Source organism: Metabacillus indicus LMG 22858, assembly GCF_000708755.2.
Taxonomy (GTDB): domain Bacteria; phylum Bacillota; class Bacilli; order Bacillales; family Bacillaceae; genus Bacillus_P; species Bacillus_P indicus.
On record NZ_JGVU02000003.1, the window covers coordinates 23489 to 40731 of the forward strand.

The 17243-nt window shown below is 45.1% G+C and carries 15 protein-coding genes and 2 tRNA genes; all 17 read left to right on the top strand.

What is annotated here, in order from left to right; translation table 11 throughout:
• The first annotated feature begins 71 nt into the window (after nt 1-71).
• The 17 genes from pth to tilS all read left to right on the top strand — a co-directional run bounded on the left by pth (nt 72) and on the right by tilS (nt 17240).
• Nucleotides 72-629: an aminoacyl-tRNA hydrolase gene (pth, locus tag AZ46_RS12390; RefSeq protein ID WP_029286065.1), complete on the top strand. Its 558-nt coding sequence runs from the start codon at nt 72-74 to the stop codon at nt 627-629.
• A 63-nt stretch (nt 630-692) separates the two neighbouring features.
• A complete protein-coding gene (locus tag AZ46_RS12395; RefSeq protein ID WP_029286067.1) occupies nt 693-923 on the top strand; it encodes an anti-sigma-F factor Fin family protein in 231 nt (76 codons plus the stop codon).
• A 138-nt stretch (nt 924-1061) separates the two neighbouring features.
• Nucleotides 1062-4598 carry a transcription-repair coupling factor gene (gene mfd / locus AZ46_RS12400; RefSeq protein WP_029286069.1) on the top strand — a complete coding sequence of 1179 codons (3537 nt, stop codon included), beginning with the start codon at nt 1062-1064 and terminating at the stop codon, nt 4596-4598.
• Nucleotides 4599-4786: 188 nt separating this feature from the next.
• Nucleotides 4787-5323 (top strand): stage V sporulation protein T, encoded by a 537-nt coding sequence (gene spoVT, locus AZ46_RS12405; RefSeq protein WP_029286071.1) that lies wholly within the window; start codon nt 4787-4789, stop codon nt 5321-5323.
• A gap of 151 nt (nt 5324-5474) precedes the next feature.
• Nucleotides 5475-7070 (top strand): putative polysaccharide biosynthesis protein, encoded by a 1596-nt coding sequence (locus AZ46_RS12410; protein ID WP_029286073.1) that lies wholly within the window; start codon nt 5475-5477, stop codon nt 7068-7070.
• Nucleotides 7071-7090: 20 nt separating this feature from the next.
• Nucleotides 7091-8554, top strand: coding sequence for a bifunctional methyltransferase/pyrophosphohydrolase YabN (gene yabN, locus AZ46_RS12415; RefSeq protein ID WP_029286075.1), 1464 nt, complete (start codon nt 7091-7093; stop codon nt 8552-8554).
• An 18-nt stretch (nt 8555-8572) separates the two neighbouring features.
• Complete coding sequence (locus AZ46_RS12420) at nt 8573-8836, top strand: RNA-binding S4 domain-containing protein (RefSeq protein WP_029286077.1); 264 nt, start codon at nt 8573-8575, stop codon at nt 8834-8836.
• A gap of 82 nt (nt 8837-8918) precedes the next feature.
• The gene (yabP, locus tag AZ46_RS12425; protein ID WP_029286079.1) at nt 8919-9224 is read left to right on the top strand and encodes a sporulation protein YabP; all 306 of its coding nucleotides are present in this window, start codon (nt 8919-8921) and stop codon (nt 9222-9224) included.
• Nucleotides 9221-9850: a spore cortex biosynthesis protein YabQ gene (gene yabQ / locus AZ46_RS12430; protein ID WP_029286081.1), complete on the top strand. Its 630-nt coding sequence runs from the start codon at nt 9221-9223 to the stop codon at nt 9848-9850. The genes yabP and yabQ overlap by 4 nt, the downstream gene beginning before the upstream one ends.
• Nucleotides 9851-9862: 12 nt before the next feature.
• Nucleotides 9863-10243 carry a septum formation initiator family protein gene (locus AZ46_RS12435; protein WP_029286083.1) on the top strand — a complete coding sequence of 127 codons (381 nt, stop codon included), beginning with the start codon at nt 9863-9865 and terminating at the stop codon, nt 10241-10243.
• An 81-nt stretch (nt 10244-10324) separates the two neighbouring features.
• On the top strand, nt 10325-10777 hold the full coding sequence (locus AZ46_RS12440; RefSeq protein ID WP_029286085.1) for a S1 domain-containing RNA-binding protein: 453 nt from the start codon (nt 10325-10327) through the stop codon (nt 10775-10777).
• Between the two features lie 171 nt (nt 10778-10948).
• A tRNA-Met gene (locus AZ46_RS12445) sits at nt 10949-11025 on the top strand.
• 9 nt (nt 11026-11034) lie between these two features.
• Nucleotides 11035-11106: transfer RNA gene (locus AZ46_RS12450), tRNA-Glu, on the top strand.
• A 267-nt stretch (nt 11107-11373) separates the two neighbouring features.
• The gene (spoIIE, locus tag AZ46_RS12455; RefSeq protein ID WP_029286087.1) at nt 11374-13854 is read left to right on the top strand and encodes a stage II sporulation protein E; all 2481 of its coding nucleotides are present in this window, start codon (nt 11374-11376) and stop codon (nt 13852-13854) included.
• A 103-nt stretch (nt 13855-13957) separates the two neighbouring features.
• Nucleotides 13958-14695 (top strand): VWA domain-containing protein, encoded by a 738-nt coding sequence (locus AZ46_RS12460; RefSeq protein WP_029286089.1) that lies wholly within the window; start codon nt 13958-13960, stop codon nt 14693-14695.
• Entirely contained in the window at nt 14661-15743 is a 1083-nt protein-coding gene (locus AZ46_RS12465; RefSeq protein WP_029286091.1) for a protein kinase domain-containing protein, read from the top strand. Before AZ46_RS12460 ends, AZ46_RS12465 begins: the two co-directional genes overlap by 35 nt.
• A gap of 108 nt (nt 15744-15851) precedes the next feature.
• Nucleotides 15852-17240 (top strand): tRNA lysidine(34) synthetase TilS, encoded by a 1389-nt coding sequence (gene tilS / locus AZ46_RS12470; RefSeq protein ID WP_029286093.1) that lies wholly within the window; start codon nt 15852-15854, stop codon nt 17238-17240.
• Nucleotides 17241-17243: the final 3 nt, after the last annotated feature.

Sequence of the window (17243 nt, forward strand, 5' to 3'; positions counted from 1 at the left end):
ATAAGGTCCTTCCGGATGGATGGGCATACTGACAAAGAGCCGTTTGGCTTAAAGAATGGGCAGGTACAATCATGAAACTTTTCATTGGACTCGGAAATCCGGGAAAACAATATGAAAACACACGTCATAACGTAGGCTTTATCGCGATTGACGAGCTTTCCAGACGGTTCGGCATCCCTCTTGACCGCACGAAATTTAACGGGATTTACGGAATGGGGCATGTTTCGGGAGAGAAAGTCATATTATTAAAACCACTTACCTACATGAATCTCTCCGGTGAATGCATCAGGCCGTTAATGGACTATTATGAGATCGATGACCAGGATCTCGCCGTCATCTATGATGACCTAGATCTGCCGGCAGGGAAGGTCAGACTGAGAACAAAAGGGAGTGCCGGGGGACATAACGGAATCAAGTCGATGATCCAGCATTTGAATACACAGGAATTCAACCGCGTGAGAATCGGGATCGACCGTCCCTCAGGAGGGATGAGTGTATCCAATTACGTGCTTGGCTCTTTTGGAAAAGAAGAGTGGCCGAGCATTCAGGATGCAGTCGCTCTTTCTGCAGATGCATGCGAGAGTTTTATTAAAGAGCCTTTCCTTCAAGTGATGAACAAATACAATTGATTTAGTATAAGCGCCCCCCTGAAGGTTCATACTGTAACTAAAACCTTTCCAGGAGGGGCTAAAATGGCGCTACACTATACATGCCGCCATTGCGGCGTTAAGGTCGGAACAATTGAGAGCGTTTCAGTATACAGCGAGCAATTGGGTTTTCAGCACCTGTCGCAGGAAGAGAGACGAGAGATGATCTCCTATGAACAAAATGGCGATATTCAAGTAAAAACCATCTGCGAGGATTGTCAGGAAGCGCTCGAACGCAATCCGGACTATCACCAGCTGCAGCGATTTATTCAATAAGCGACGCTTTGGCTTTGTTATGAAGTCAAGGCATTTTTCTGTTAGTTGGCAGGCAGGGAGAAAGACGGCAGAATCCCTGTCCTGCTTCATTCGGATAGATAAACGGCTGAAACACTGCCGAACGGGGAGGTTCCACTTTTGCAAAGTTTGCAGCATTACTTTTATGAAAATGATGATTTTCAAACCATCTTACAGGGGATACAGGGAGGGTTAAAGGAGCAGCTTGTTGCAGGGCTCTCGGGGTCTGCACGCTCTTTGTTCACTTCTTCGCTCTTTAAGCATGCAGACAAACCGCTCCTTGTGATCACCCATAACCTTTTTCAGGCTCAGAAAATTTATGAGGACCTGACGAACCTTGCCGGCGATCAGGTGCTTCTCTACCCAGTTAACGAACTCATTGCATCTGAGCTTGCGATAGCAAGCCCTGAGCTTAAAGCGCAGCGTATGGATGTTTTAAACCAGCTTTCAGAAGATAAAAAGAGAGTGGTTGTTGCACCGATTGCGGCACTGAGACGATTTTTGCCGCCAAAAGAAGAATGGAAAAGAAATCAGTTTCACCTAAAGCTCGGTCAGGATCTTGACCTGGATGAAATTCTCGCCTCTTTGGTGACAATGGGTTACGCGAGGGCCGGTATGGTTTCTTCGCCGGGTGAGTTCAGTCTGCGCGGAGGGATTATCGACATATATCCGCTGACAGAAGAGTATCCTGTCCGCATCGAGCTGTTTGATACAGAAATCGATTCAATCCGCACTTTTAACAGCGAAGATCAGCGTTCGATTGAAAAATTGAAAGAGATCCATATAGGACCAGCAGAAGAGCTTGTTGTTAACGGGGAGCGAATCAAGAAATGCATTGAAAAGCTGGAACAGGCGCTTGCATACAGCCTGAAACGCCTTAAAGACGATAAGCAAAAAGAAATACTTGCTGAAAATATCGGATATGAGCTTGAACAGCTCAGAAACGGTCAGTTTAATCAGGAAATGGTGAAATATCTCACCTTCTTCTATGAGCAGCCTGCTAGTTTACTAGATTATTTTCCGGAGCAGACCATTGTTGTAATGGATGAGATCAGCCGGATACAGGAAATGTATGAGAGTCTTGAAAAAGAAGAGGCAGACTGGTATACAAGCCTGCTTGAGCACGGGAAGATCGTGAACAATATCAAGCTTTCGCACGACTATTCAGATGTGCTTACAAAGACGAAGCATCCGCTGGTCTATCTCTCTCTATTTGTGCGCCACGTCCCGCATACCAGCCCTCAGAACATTCTTAATGTCTCGTGCAAGCAGATGCAGAATTTCCACGGGCAGATGAATGTGCTGAGAAGTGAAATTGAACGCTGGAAGAAAGCGAATTTTTCCGTCGTTTTCCTTGGCGCAACAGAAGAGCGGGTCAAAAAGCTTGAAGCTGTTTTAGGTGACTACGAAATTAATGCTGCCTTTTTAAAGAAAAATGAGACACCCAAGCTTGGCAATCTGTACATGATGGAGGGCGACCTTCAGACAGGCTTTGAACTCCCGATGCAAAAACTTGCAGTCGTAACGGAGGAGGAGCTGTTTAAGAAGAGGGTCAAAAAGCAGCCGAGAAGCCAGAAAATCTCGAATGCTGAACGAATTAAAAGCTATTCAGAGCTTCAGGTCGGCGACCATGTCGTGCATGTCAATCACGGGATCGGGAAGTACCTCGGAATTGAAACGCTTGTCATCAACGGCGTTCACAAGGATTATCTTCACATCCGCTATCAGGGAAGCGACAAGCTGTATGTTCCTGTTGAGCAAATTGACCTTATCCAGAAATATGTTGGATCAGAAGGCAAAGAGCCTAAGATTTATAAACTTGGCGGCAGTGACTGGAAGCGTGTAAAACGGAAGGTTGAATCGTCTGTACAGGATATCGCAGATGATTTGATCAAGCTTTATGCTGAGCGTGAAGCAAGCGTTGGGTACGGATTTTCACCTGACAGCGAAATGCAGCGCGAGTTTGAAGCCGCTTTCCCTTATCAGGAAACCGATGATCAGCTTCGCTCCATTCATGAAATTAAACATGATATGGAACGGGAACGCCCGATGGACCGGCTGTTGTGCGGAGACGTGGGCTATGGAAAGACGGAGGTTGCCATCAGGGCTGCCTTTAAAGCGGTTGCTGACGGCAAACAGGTCGCACTGCTTGTACCTACGACCATTCTTGCCCAGCAGCACTATGAAACAGTCCGTGAGCGTTTTCAGGACTATCCCATTAATATCGGTCTGTTAAGCAGATTCAAAACGAGAAAAGAGATGAATGAAACCGTAAAAGGTCTTAAAAACGGAACGGTGGATATGGTAATAGGTACCCACCGCCTTCTTTCAAAAGACGTGCTGTATAAAGAGCTTGGGCTCCTCATCATTGACGAGGAACAGCGTTTTGGCGTGACGCATAAAGAAAAAATCAAGCAGATGAAAGCCAACATTGACGTACTTACGCTTACGGCTACACCAATTCCGCGGACGCTTCACATGTCCATGCTCGGAGTGCGTGATTTGTCTGTAATTGAAACGCCGCCTGAAAACAGGTTTCCGGTTCAGACGTATGTCGTTGAATACAACGGCGGTTTTGTCCGCGAAGCCATCGAGCGGGAACTTGCACGCGGCGGACAGGTCTATTTCCTCTATAACAGAGTGGATGATATTGACCGTAAAGCAGATGAGATTTCCATGCTTGTTCCTGACGCAAGGGTGACCTATGCACACGGGAAAATGACGGAAAATGAACTTGAGTCAACCATGCTTAATTTCCTTGACGGACAATTTGATGTGCTTGTCAGTACGACGATTATTGAAACCGGCGTTGATATTCCAAATGTAAATACGCTGATTGTCCATGATGCAGACAAGATGGGCCTCTCTCAGCTCTATCAGCTTAGAGGCCGGGTCGGACGTTCAAGCAGAATTGCCTATGCATATTTCACTTACCGGAAAGATAAAGTTCTGACAGAGGTGGCAGAGAAACGTCTGCAGGCGATCAAAGAATTTACGGAGCTTGGTTCAGGCTTTAAAATTGCCATGCGGGACCTCTCCATCCGCGGAGCTGGAAATCTGCTTGGTGCCCAGCAGCATGGATTTATTGATTCCGTCGGATTTGACCTGTACTCTCAAATGCTGAAAGAAGCCATTGAAGAGCGACGTGTGGAAGGGCCGAAAGAAAAGCCGTTCCAGGTTGAAATCGATCTTGAAGTCGATGCGTACCTTCCTGAAACATACATTTCAGACGGCAGACAGAAAATCGACATCTACAAGCGCTTTAGAGCAATCTCTTCTCTTGCCGATCTAGAAGAGCTGCAGGAGGAAATCATTGACCGCTTCGGGGACTATCCTCAGGAAGTAAATGACCTTATGCAGATTGCCAAGCTTAAAGTGTTCGCCGTTCAGGAAAAAGTGGAGATGATCAAGCAGGATAAGGACACGGTGTCCATCTATGTAAGCGAAGAGACAAGCGCGCAGGTAGACGGCCAGAAGCTGTTTGATCTGAGCAATCAATATGGACGCGCGGTCGGTCTTGGCATGGACGGGAAACGCCTGAAGATGACGATTCAGATTAAGGGAGTTAAGCCGGATAAATGGCTCAAGATCGCTGAAGGACTGCTGAACGGTCTTGGATCAGCAAAAAAAGAAGAGATTTCTGCAAAAGGGGTTTAGATCTGCCTCTGACTGTCAAAGCTGTAGAAGAAAATACTGCCTAATCAAGAAAATTTCACTGATGTTGTGTATATTGCGTGCAGGGCTGAAGGATACTATCCGTAAGAAATGGTGGTTGTTGCAAAGAGTTCCTGCGAGCAAGCAATCATCAACTACTCAATCATCAAGTGAAAGTGAGGCAGCATTAGATGAAAGCAACTGGTATAGTACGACGTATTGATGATTTAGGCCGCGTGGTGATTCCAAAGGAAATCCGCAGAACTCTGCGCATCCGTGAGGGAGATCCGCTTGAAATCTTTGTAGACCGCGACGGTGAAGTTATCTTAAAGAAATATTCCCCGATCAGTGAACTGAGTGACTTTGCAAAGGAATATGCAGACGCTCTGTATGACAGCCTTGGACATCCAGTCCTCATTTGTGACCGTGATACCTACATAGCAGTATCAGGCGGTTCAAAGAAGGAATACATGAACAAAAACATCAGCGAGCAGGTTGAAAAAGCAATGGAGGACCGCAGCTCTTTGCTGAATACTGAGGGCGGCAGCATCGAGCTTATCGACGGCAATGCAGAGGAACTTAAATCGTTCACAGTCGGACCGATCGTTGCAAATGGAGATCCAATCGGGGCGGTTGTCATTTTCTCGAAGGATCAGTCTGTTGGGGAAGTAGAACATAAAGCAGTAGAAACAGCTGCAGGCTTTTTAGCCCGTCAGATGGAACAATAGTCTTTATTTATACCGTTTTAATCAGGCAGCAGCTTTTGCTGCCTTTTCTTATGCCGTTTTAAAGTAAACAGTTGAATGAAATGGATGTATTTAATTTTATGTTATAATGAAGCGGCAAATCTTAGTTTAAATTTGGAAGGGGAATAGGGCCATGAACTTTCGTTCTGGACCGGCAAAACAAATCTTTCTGCAGGGAACAATAGTACTGACGTTAGCTGCTTTAATTATAAAAATAATGAGCGCGGCATATAGAATTCCTTATCAAAATATAGTTGGTGACATAGGATTTTACATATATCAGCAGGTATATCCCTTTTACGGCATAGCTATTATGCTTGCTACAACTGGATTTCCAGTTATTATTTCTAAAATGATCATTGAATTTGACGGGAAAGAAAATCAACTGGTCAATTCCAAAATCTTAAGAATCTCTTTCCTATTTTTAATAACTATCTGTACTCTTTTTTTCCTTGTTTTATATTTAGGTGCCGGTCGGATTTCATTTATAATGGGTGACAAAGAACTTGAACCGCTAGTAAAAATTATTTCATTTTCATTCCTGCTTGTGCCTTTTATTTCTTTATTAAGAGGTTACTTTCAGGGAAAGGAGAACATGCTTCCTACAGCCCTCTCCCAGGTAGTTGAGCAGGGAATAAGGGTAATCACCATCCTCTTTTTTTCGTATATTCTGATTACTAACGGTTACGGATTGTACGAAGCGGGAGGAGGGGCTCTTTTTGGCTCGCTTACAGGAGGATTAACTGCAGCTGTTATATTATTCATTTTCTTTTCAAGAGAAAAGAAAATGCTGACAGTTGGAAATGAAGAAGCAAAACGGAATCTAAAAACAACTGCCATTATTTCTTATCTGCTGAAACACTCTCTTACAATCTGCATCACAAGCTTAATGATTATATTTATTCAACTTGTTGACGCAATGCATTTATATTCAGAGCTGCTGCAAGGCGGAATTGAAGCGAATGCAGCAAAGGCTTTGAAAGGGGTTTATGACCGCGGACAACCCCTTATCCAGCTTGGGACGGTTGTTGCCACGTCATTTTCACTGTCACTCGTGCCGCTTATTGCTTTTGCAAGAAAAAATAACAATGAAACGGTTATTGCTTCAAAGATAAAAATGTCGCTTAAAATTTGTACTGTAGTTGGAATTGGTGCATCCATAGGCCTGCTTATGATAATGGAACCTGTAAATATCATGCTCTTTAGAAACAAGCTTGGAACGGAAGTATTATCAATTCTCAGTATTTCTGTCATTTTCACGTCATTCTCGCTGACATTGTCCGCGATACTCCAAGGTCTGCATCATACTGTTTTTCCTGCTGTCACTGTAGTCTTAGGGACAATTGTAAAGCTTGCTTTAAATATATATCTTGTGCCGCAATACAGTACGAGCGGAGCCGCGTATTCAACTGTTTTGGCCTATCTTTTTATTGCAGTATTGAATGCAGGATACCTAAAGTCAAAGGGTTATCTGCTTTTAAGTGTACGGGATGTTATAAAGGTTATTTTTGCAACACTTATTATGATTGTCGGTCTATATCTTTTCTTAGAGGGATTTGAACAAATATGGGATGGGAAAAACCGTCTGCTTGCAACGACAGCTTCACTTTCAGGAGCTTTATTCGGGGGAACAATCTACTTGATTGCCATCCTGAAATTATCTATATTTACACAAAAAGAACTTGAAGCTTTTCCGGGCGGAAAGAAGCTCGGAGCGTTTTTAAAATAAAGGAAACGGGGTATGAATATATGGCCAGGAAGATTACGGTTGTCGGACTTGGCGGCTCTGATGCAAGCCATATGCCGCTTGGGGTATACCGCAGACTCACTTCAGCATCTGCGCTGTACTTAAGAACAAAGGAGCATCCTGTTGTAGCAGAGCTTGGGGCAGAGCTTCCGGGCTATGTGTCCTTTGATTCTGTCTATGAAGAAAACAGCCAGTTCGGTGATGTATATAAAATAATTGAAGAAGAGCTTTATAAAGAAGCAAGTGACAAGGACATTGTTTATGCTGTACCCGGACATCCCCTCGTTGCAGAGCAAACCGTTCAATATCTTCTGCAAAACGGGAGAAAAAGAGGGTATGAGGTTGAGATTGCAGGAGGACAAAGCTTCCTGGATCCGACATTTACGGCACTTGGAATCGATCCGATTGACGGCTTTCAGATGGTGGACGGCCTCTCGATGAAAAGAGAGCAGCTGAACTACAGGCAGCACCTGATTATCTGCCAGGTCTATGATCAGATGGTTGCTTCTGAAGTAAAGCTGACGCTGATGGAAGATCTGCCTGATGAGTATGAAGTGATGATCGTCACTGCAGCCGGAGGACGGGACGAAAAGATTGTTAAAGTCCCTTTGTTTGAACTGGACAGAGCCGCGGCAGTGGATAATTTAACAAGTGTCTATGTTCCTCCGATAAAAGAAGAAGAGCAGCTGAATCATCAATTTCAGACTTTGCGTTCAGTCATTGCCGAGCTTCGGGGCCCAAACGGCTGTCCATGGGACAAAAAGCAGACACACAGCTCTCTTAAGCGGTACTTAATCGAAGAATGCTATGAGCTGATCGAAGCGATTGACGAAGAGGACGACGACCACATGGTTGAAGAGCTCGGGGATGTCCTGCTGCAGGTTATGCTGCATGCCCAAATCGGATCTGATGAAGGCATGTTTTCCATAGATGATGTGATTCGGACGCTGACGGATAAAATGATCCGGAGACACCCTCACGTCTTTGGGACGGCAGAGGCCCGTGATGAAGGAGAAGTCCTTGCCAACTGGCAGGAGATTAAGCGCGCAGAAAAAGGCTCACAGCAGAAGGAGCCGTTCCTGAAATCTGTAGCAGCTTCACTGCCTGCCCTGTCAAAGGCCTTTCATCTTCAGAAAAAAGCGGCCAAGGCAGGTTTTGACTGGGATGATGTGAACCCTGCATGGGACAAGGTGCAGGAGGAAATACAGGAATTCAAACACGAGGCAAAAGGAGCGGATTCCAAAAAAGTGCTTGAAGAATTCGGGGACATCCTTTTTGCACTCGTGAATATCGGCAGATTTTATGACGTAGAGCCAGAAACAGCGCTGACGTCTACTAACCATAAATTCACAAGACGATTCGAATATATTGAAAAGCGGGCTGAAGAGCTGAACAAACCGCTTGAGGACATGTCTTTAGAAGAAATGGACTCTTACTGGAATGAAGCGAAACAAAAGGGCCTGTAAAAGGGGAGTGCTTAAACCATGAGACTGGATAAATTTTTAAAAGTATCAAGATTAATTAAACGCCGGACGCTTGCAAAGGAAGTATCCGACCAGGGCAGGATTACTGTGAACGGAACGGTTGCAAAAGCCAGTTCAACTGTTAAAGAAGGGGACGAGCTCGCAATCCGCTTCGGACAAAAACGCATTACGGCCAAGGTCGAAAAACTCCAGGATTCTTCTAAGAAAGAAGATGCAGCCGGCATGTTCACAATCATAAAGGAAGAAAAGCTAAGCGAAGAATAGTCAGCAGGGGCTTGTTCTATTTTGCCTCCCTTTCTCATAGAAATAGATAAGAATATTTCTAAGAAGAATGCGGGGGCTGGCTATGAATCAATATTATGACAATGGATCACAGTCTAAAGGAACCATCCAGGAGCATGACGTGATTATGAGAGGCCGCAAGCTGCTGGACATCACAGGCGTAACCCATGTAGAAAGTTTTGACAACGAAGAGTTTCTTCTTGAGACGGTCATGGGCGCACTTGCCATTCGCGGGGAAAATCTGCAAATGAAAAACCTGGATGTCGACAAAGGCATTGTCTCCATCAAAGGGAGAGTTTTTGACCTTGTCTACCTAGATGACCAACAGACGGAGAAAGCTAAAGGGCTCTTTAGCAAGTTGTTTAAATGACGCTGTCCGTTCAATTCCTTACCATGCTCAGCATGGTCGGATCCGGCTGTTTTATCGGAGTTTCCCTTGATACATACAGCCGTTTCCTCATGCGGTCAAAAAGAGCAAAATGGATTGTGTTTATAAACGACGTCTTTTTCTGGCTGTTTCAGGGCCTTCTTTTATTTTACGTTCTTCTCCAGGTTAATGAAGGCGAGTTCAGGGTATACATTCTCCTTGCGCTGCTGTGCGGATATGCTGCCTACCAGAGTCTTTTGAAAAAAATGTACCTGGCTGTTTTGGAATGGATGATAAGGTTTGCTGTCGGTCTGTACAGAACAGCTTTAAGAATTGGTGATTTCATGTTGGTCAAGCCTGTCACAGGGCTGACAAAATTGCTCATTGCCATTGTCACCGGACTTGTCATCTTTTTATGGAAGTTGGTAAAATGGCTTTGCAGGCTGATATTCGGAACGCTTAAAGTGCTGATGGCTCCTGTCATTTGGATACTGAAAGGATTGCTTAAACTTGTTCCTGTTCGCATACGGAAATTCTTTCACAATTATTTCAAAAAAGCGGCAGGATTTTGTTTGAAAATCTTGAATATGTGTGGTAACTTATGGATTTTACGGAAAAAGAAGAAGTAAGGAGGCTAATGGATGAGTCTCGCTAAAGAACGGAAAATTACCCAGCTTCAGTCACAGTACGTGCAGCAGCAGGAGCGAAAAGACCAGATCATGAAACGGCGGAAACGCGGCCTTATCAGACGGCTGACGTTATTTGGATTAATTGCAGCTGTAACTTCTGTTATTGTGCTTTCGACCCTGATTTCCCAATCAAGCGCCATTGAAGAAAAGGCAGAAGAAAAGAAAAAGCTTGAGAGTCAGCTTGCTGAGCTTGAGAAAGAAGAAAAGGTGCTCGAAGAAGAAATTGTGAAGCTGAACGACGATGATTATATTGCAAAAATCGCCCGCCGCGACTATTTTTTATCGGATGAGAACGAAATTATCTTCTCTTTGCCAAAAAAAGGTAAAGAGTAGTGTTGTTGACACTTGATTTTTACATTATGTATAATTAACTATAATGAGTTTTTATGTTTATTAAGGAGGAGCATTTTTTTTATGTCGATAGAAGTTGGCAGCAAGCTGCAAGGTAAGGTAACGGGCATTACAAATTTCGGAGCGTTCGTAGAGCTTTCTGGCGGCACTACAGGACTAGTCCATATCAGTGAAGTCGCTGATAATTACGTGAAGGATATTAACGATCACTTAAAAGTAGGTGACGAAGTTACTGTAAAAGTCATCAACGTAGAGAAAGACGGAAAAATCGGTTTATCCATCAAGAAAGCTATTGATCGTCCTGAGCGCCCAGAACGTCCAGACCGCCCGAACCGCTCAGACCGTCCAAACCGCCCAGATCGTCCAAGAGGAAGATCAAATACAAATGAGTTCCGTCCTAAAGAGAATTTCGAGCAAAAAATGAGCAGATTCCTTAAAGACAGCGAGGATCGCTTATCATCTCTAAAACGCAACACGGAATCAAAACGCGGCGGTCGCGGAGCAAGAAGAGGTTAACTTGCTGCTATCTGATATAAATGCTTAATCGTCAGGAGAGCACATGCGCGTGTGCTTTCTTTTTTTTATGGAAAAAATGGATCCTGAAAACTTTTTTAAACTTTTTGTTGACGAAAGGGACAATCCTTTGTATTATATATCTTGTGCCTAACACAAATGGCTTATAAAAATGGCGGTGTAGCTCAGCTGGCTAGAGCGTACGGTTCATACCCGTGAGGTCGTGGGTTCGACTCCCTCCGCCGCTACCATTTTTAACTGGCCCGTTGGTCAAGCGGTTAAGACACCGCCCTTTCACGGCGGTAACACGGGTTCGAATCCCGTACGGGTCATCTTGTAAACCCCGGTTCTCATATTGAGAGCCGGGGTTTTTTGTATGGATTTTTTCCTATCAGTTTCCTGCCATTTCCCCCGGTTGCGACTCATTTCTCAGACTGCTTACCCCCTTTTCCTGTAAAATGACCCTGTTTTTCGTGCATTTTGTCGCTATTCAAAAAAACAGTCGAACGTTTCTTGGTATACCGGCCCCTCGTTTGACAAATTCTTTTTTGAGCCTTTTATATAATAGCCGTAATATCAAAAAACGGGGGAATGAAAATATGGAAAAGGTAGAAAGAAGGGTAATCGAGCCGATGACCGAAGTCAGCCTTGAAAGAACGCATCAGTGGTTCAATCGTTCTTTGAACCGTTTTGGGACAAGAATGCAGCTTCTTTTTTTACATAGAGGCCTGCTGTTTGTGCTGATTGGCTTTCTTCTTGGACGGGCTTTAATTCTGACAGAGGTGCTTCCGTTTGCATTGCCTTTTTTCGGAGCCGTTCTGCTGATGAAAAAAGATAAAGCGCTTTTTGCTTCGCTTGCTCTGATCGGAGGAGCAGCCACCATCTCCTGGCAAACCTCTCTCTTTGTCACCGCCTCAATCTTCGTCTTCCTGGTGATGAAAAAGCTGACATCTATTCTTTACAAAGACAAGATGAAGGCACTGCCATTTGTTGTCTTTGCTTCTATGATGCTTACACGGATCGGGTACTTTTATCTTCAGGGCCCGCTTACTCTTTACGATTATATGATGGCAGGAGTCGAGTCCGGTCTTGCCTTTATTCTGTCGCTCATTTTCCTTCAGAGTCTGCCTCTTCTTACTGCAAAGAAGCACAAGCAGTCACTTAAAATAGAAGAAATTATCTGCATCATGATTCTTCTGGCTTCTGTCCTGACAGGGTTTGTCGGCGTCACTTATCAGGAGCTTCAGGCCGAGCACATCTTTTCTCGCTATATTGTCCTGCTGTTTGCCTTCATCGGGGGCTCAAGCATCGGCTGTACGGTCGGTGTAGTAACGGGATTGATTTTGAGTCTGGCAAACGTAGGGAATTTATATCAGATGAGCCTCCTTGCGTTTTCGGGGCTTCTTGGAGGCCTGCTGAAAGAAGGGCAGAAGTTTGGAGCGGCAATCGGCCTCCTGATTGGATCGCTGCTTATTACCCTGTACGGAGAGGGTTCAACAGATCTGATGAAAAACCTGACAGAGTCCGTTATTGCCATCGGCCTGTTTTTGCTGACCCCGAAGGCGATCACCAATAAGCTTGCCAAGCACATTCCGGGTACGAACGAACACACCCAGGAGCAGCAGCAGTATGTGCGGAAAATCAGGGACGTGACCGCGCACAGAGTCGATCAGTTCTCCCAGGTTTTTTATGCTCTTTCTGAAAGCTTTGCCACCTTCTATGAAAAAAGCGAAGAATCAGAAGACCAGCGGGGAACAGATTTGTTCTTGAGCACGATTACCGAAAAAACGTGCCAGACCTGCTTTAAAAAAGAAAGGTGCTGGGTACAGAATTTTGATACAACCTATGAGTTTATGAAGGCCATTATGGATGAAAGCAAAGAAAATACGTATCACAGCAACCGCAAGCTGAAAAAAGAGTTTGAAAAGTACTGCTCCAAACCGAAAAAGGTGGAAGAGGCTATTGAGCAGGAAATCAACTATTATGATGCGAACGAAAAACTGAAGCAGCAAGTGCAGGAAAGCAGGCGGCTTGTAGCTGAACAGCTGCTTGGCGTGTCTCAGGTCATGGAGGATTTTTCAAAAGAAATCAAGCGTGAGCGTGAGAATCATTTTGTGCAGGAGGAGCAGATTCTTGAAGCGCTTCAGAGCTTTGGCATTGAGATAGGGCACGTTGATATATACAGTCTTGAACAGGGAAATGTCGATATTGAAATGAGCATCCCGTTTTGCAACGGCCACGGGGAGTGCGAAAAAATCATAGCTCCGATGCTTTCTGATATTCTGGAGGAATCCGTCATTGTGAAACATGAGGAATGCTCAAGCTATCCGAATGGCTACTGTCATGTATCGTTCGGGTCTTCAAGAACGTATCGGGTTGATTCGGGTGTCGCCCATGCGGCAAAAGGCGGAGGTCTCGTTTCGGGAGACAGCTACTCAACTATTGAGCTTGGTTTCGGCAAATATGCGATTGCCATCAGCGACGGTATGGGAAACGGAGTAAGAGCCCATTTTGAGAGCAATGAAACCATCAAGCTGCTTCAGAAAATTCTTCAGTCCGGAATTGAAGAAAAGGTAGCGATTAAAACGATCAATTCCATCCTGTCCCTGAGGACGACAGATGAAATTTTTTCCACGCTTGACCTTGCGATTGTCGATCTGCAGGATGCTACGTGCAAGTTTCTTAAAATCGGTTCTACGCCAAGCTTTATTAAACGCGGAGACCAGATCATGAAGATACAGGCAAGCAATCTTCCGATGGGCATCATTGATGAGTTTGATGTGGAAGTTGTGGGAGAGCAGCTGAAAGCGGGAGATCTGCTGATTATGATGAGCGACGGCATCTTTGAAGGGCCAAAGCATGTAGAGAATCACGATCTTTGGATGAAACGGAAGATTAAAGAGCTTGAGACAATGGATCCTCAGGAGGTCGCAGATTTAATTATGGAGGAGGTTATCCGGACTCGGGGCGGGAAAATTGAGGACGATATGACCGTTGTCGTTGCTAAAGTCGACCACAATACACCGAAATGGGCATCCATTCCGACTGCAAAACATATTAAAAAGCAAGGGGCGGTTTAAAGCTTTAAAGCCTTCTTTCAGAGTATAAAACTCTTTATTACTGGCGAGGATGATACTACATTATTTCCTTGGTGATAAGAGGATACCTGGAGGGGCTGAACCAATGAATAAAGGGAAACTGAAACAAATACTGCTGATAACAGACGGATGTTCCAATCATGGCGAAGATCCGGTCGCGATGGCTGCTCTTGCAAAAGAACAGGGGATTACCGTTAACGTCATTGGAATACTGGAAGAAAACATTGTTGACCAGGATGCGATAAATGAAATCGAAGGAATTGCGATGTCCGGGGGCGGAGTGAGCCAGGTGGTGTATGCTGAACAGCTGTCACAGACGGTTCAAATGGTCACCAGACAGGCGATGACTCAAACTCTGCAGGGTGTTGTGAACTCCGAACTGCAGCAGATTCTGGGCAAAAAAGTGACAATGGAGGAGCTCTCCCCCGAAAAACGGGGCGAGGTCATGGAAGTAGTCGATGAGCTTGGAGAAACAATCGGCATGGAGATCCTGATTCTTGTTGATACAAGCGGAAGCATGAAACCCAAGCTTCCGACCGTTAAAGAATCGCTGCTTGATTTATCAATCAGCCTGAATTCGAGAATAGGAGAAAATCAATTTTCAGTGTCTGTATTTCCTGGGAAAAAGGAAGAAGTCGAAACGGTCCTTGAGTGGACGCCGAAACTTGAATCTCTCTCTTCTATTTTCCCAAAGCTGACAACAGGCGGCATTACGCCTACGGGACCTGCCATTCGCGATGGCATTCATTCGTTTAAGAAAAAGCGTTCGTTAAGGAGCCTGCTTTCAGATGATGAACAATACTTCAATGAATCAAACATGTAATCTTCTGCCCGGCACTGTCGTTGAAGGAAAGTGGCATCATAACAAGTACCGCATCGTAAAGCCGCTTGGACAGGGTGCTACAGGGATCGTTTACTTGGCAGAAGGGAGAAGTGGACTTGCCGCTTTGAAGGTAAGCGGGAACAGCATGTCCATTACGTCTGAAGTGAATGTTCTTAAGCACTTTTCAAAGGTCCAGGGGAGTTCCCTTGGGCCTGCTTTAGTTGATGTAGATGACTGGATCCATCCAAGAACGGGGGAGCGGGTTCCGTTCTATGTGATGGAATATATCAGCGGAAAGCAGTACCTGGATTTCATCAGCAATCAGGGAATGGAATGGATAGGAGTCCTGACGGTTCAGCTGCTGTCGAATTTAGAGGAGCTGCACAGGGCCGGATGGGTATTCGGCGACTTGAAGCCTGAAAATCTGATGGTGGCAGAACGGCCGGTAAAGCTGCGGTTTATTGACGTCGGGGGCACAACTCTGAATGGAAGGTCGATCAAAGAGTTTACCGATTTTTTTGACAGAGGGTACTGGGGTCTCGGCACCCGCAGGGCTGAGCCGTCCTACGATTTGTTTGCAGCTGCCATGATCGTCATTAACTCTGTCCATCCCAAACGGTTTAAAAAGCAGGATGAGGGCGGCAGACAGCTCCTCGAAGTCATTCAGGACCACCCCTATTTAAGAAAGCATTCAGCTGTTTTGAAAAAAGCGTTATTGGGAAAATACCAATATGCCGCTGATATGAAAAAAGACTTTCTGACGTCGCTCTATGAGCAGGGTTCAGCAGCGCAAAAACAGCAGAAGAGCCGCGTGCAGACAGGACAGGCTCAAGCGGCAAAACCGTCTCAGGTGCATGGACGCCAAAGCAGAACGTCCAAACAGGCGAAAGCGGGGAGGCCGGTGCCGTCAGGCAATGCCGCAAGTCACGGGCCGGTCCGTGTAAAAGCAAAAAAGAGAAGCAGGGCAGGAGGATGGGTTGAAACCATCATGATCCTTGCCGCACTTTGCATTATCTACTCGTTTTACGTCTATCACTATCTGATGTAGCGTGAATTTATGGTAAATATGTGAACGGGGGACTTCTTTTTTGCAGGGCTGAAAGCTGTCATGATAGTATGAAGGTACGCAAAGACTATGCTATAAAAGAGGAATGCCATGCTAGAACGTTTCAGACGTTTTCTTACACACTATGGAGTGAAAGACACAGCAGTCGTCATAGGTGTATCAGGAGGTCCTGATTCACTCGCCCTGCTTCATTTATTTATCCGGCTTAGGTCCGAATTCGGCCTGAGTCTTGCTGTCGCTCATGTTGATCACATGTTCCGGGGAGCTGAATCCGCTCTTGAAATGGAATTTGTAAAGGACTTTTGCAGGAACCATGATGTTCTGTGCGAAGCTGTTCAGATCGATGTCCCGAAGTATGCGGAGGAAAACCCTGAAATGAGCCTTCAGAGCGCGGCAAGAGAATGCCGCTATTCCTTCTTCGAAAGTGTCATGAAGAAGCATCATGCCCCGTTCATAGCTTTAGGCCATCATGGCGATGATCAGATTGAGACGATTCTGATGAGAATGACAAGGGGCAGCGCGGGAACAGCGCTTGCCGGGATACCGGAACAAAGGGAGTTTACAGGCGGAAGCATTATCCGGCCCCTGCTTTCAGCTGATAAAAGGGAAATCCTCGAATACTGCAGCCTGAACCATCTGGCTCCAAGGTTTGACCCAAGCAACGAAAAGCTTGATTACACCCGAAACCGCTTCCGTAAACAGGTTCTTCCATTCCTTAAGGAAGAGAACCCGAAAGTGCACGGGAGATTTCAGTATTTCAGCAGGACTTTCAAAGAAGATGAAGAGTTCTTACAGGAATTATCGAAAGAAAAGTTGAATACAGTATTGAAAAGGAAAGAAAAGCACGAAGCCGAACTCGATATCGATTTGTTCAACACCCTGCCTATGCCTTTACAAAGAAGATGTATTCAACTAATATTAAACTATCTTTATGAAGACCAACCATCTTCCCTTTCTTCTATACATATTGAGAGTCTACAATCCTTACTCTCGCATACACATCCTTCCGGTTCACTAGATTATCCAGACGGCCTTAAAGTAATCAAATCCTACCAAACGTGTTTGTTTACTTTTGAACAAATAAAGGACCAGTCATTTTCAAGGACAGTGCAGATCCCGTCAAGCACAATACTTCCAAACGGGCATCTCCTCACTTGTGAGATCATCAGCGGAAAGCCTGATGAATGGATAGCTGGAAACGATGTGTTCGTCATGCCGGCCAAGTCTTTGACCAAGCCTCTGCTTATCCGTACCAGAAGGCAGGGCGATAAAATCAAACTCAAGGGCATGAACGGTACGAAAAAAGTAAAAGATATATTTATTGATGCAAAAGTACCGGTCCATAGAAGGAACAGCTGGCCTGTTTTAGAAGATGGCAGCGGCAAGATCCTTTGGCTTCCCGGCCTTAAAAAGTCTTCATTTGAAGATGCCGGGTGCGGCGCAGGTGACTACGTTGTTTTGCAATATAAAGAGCAATGATTT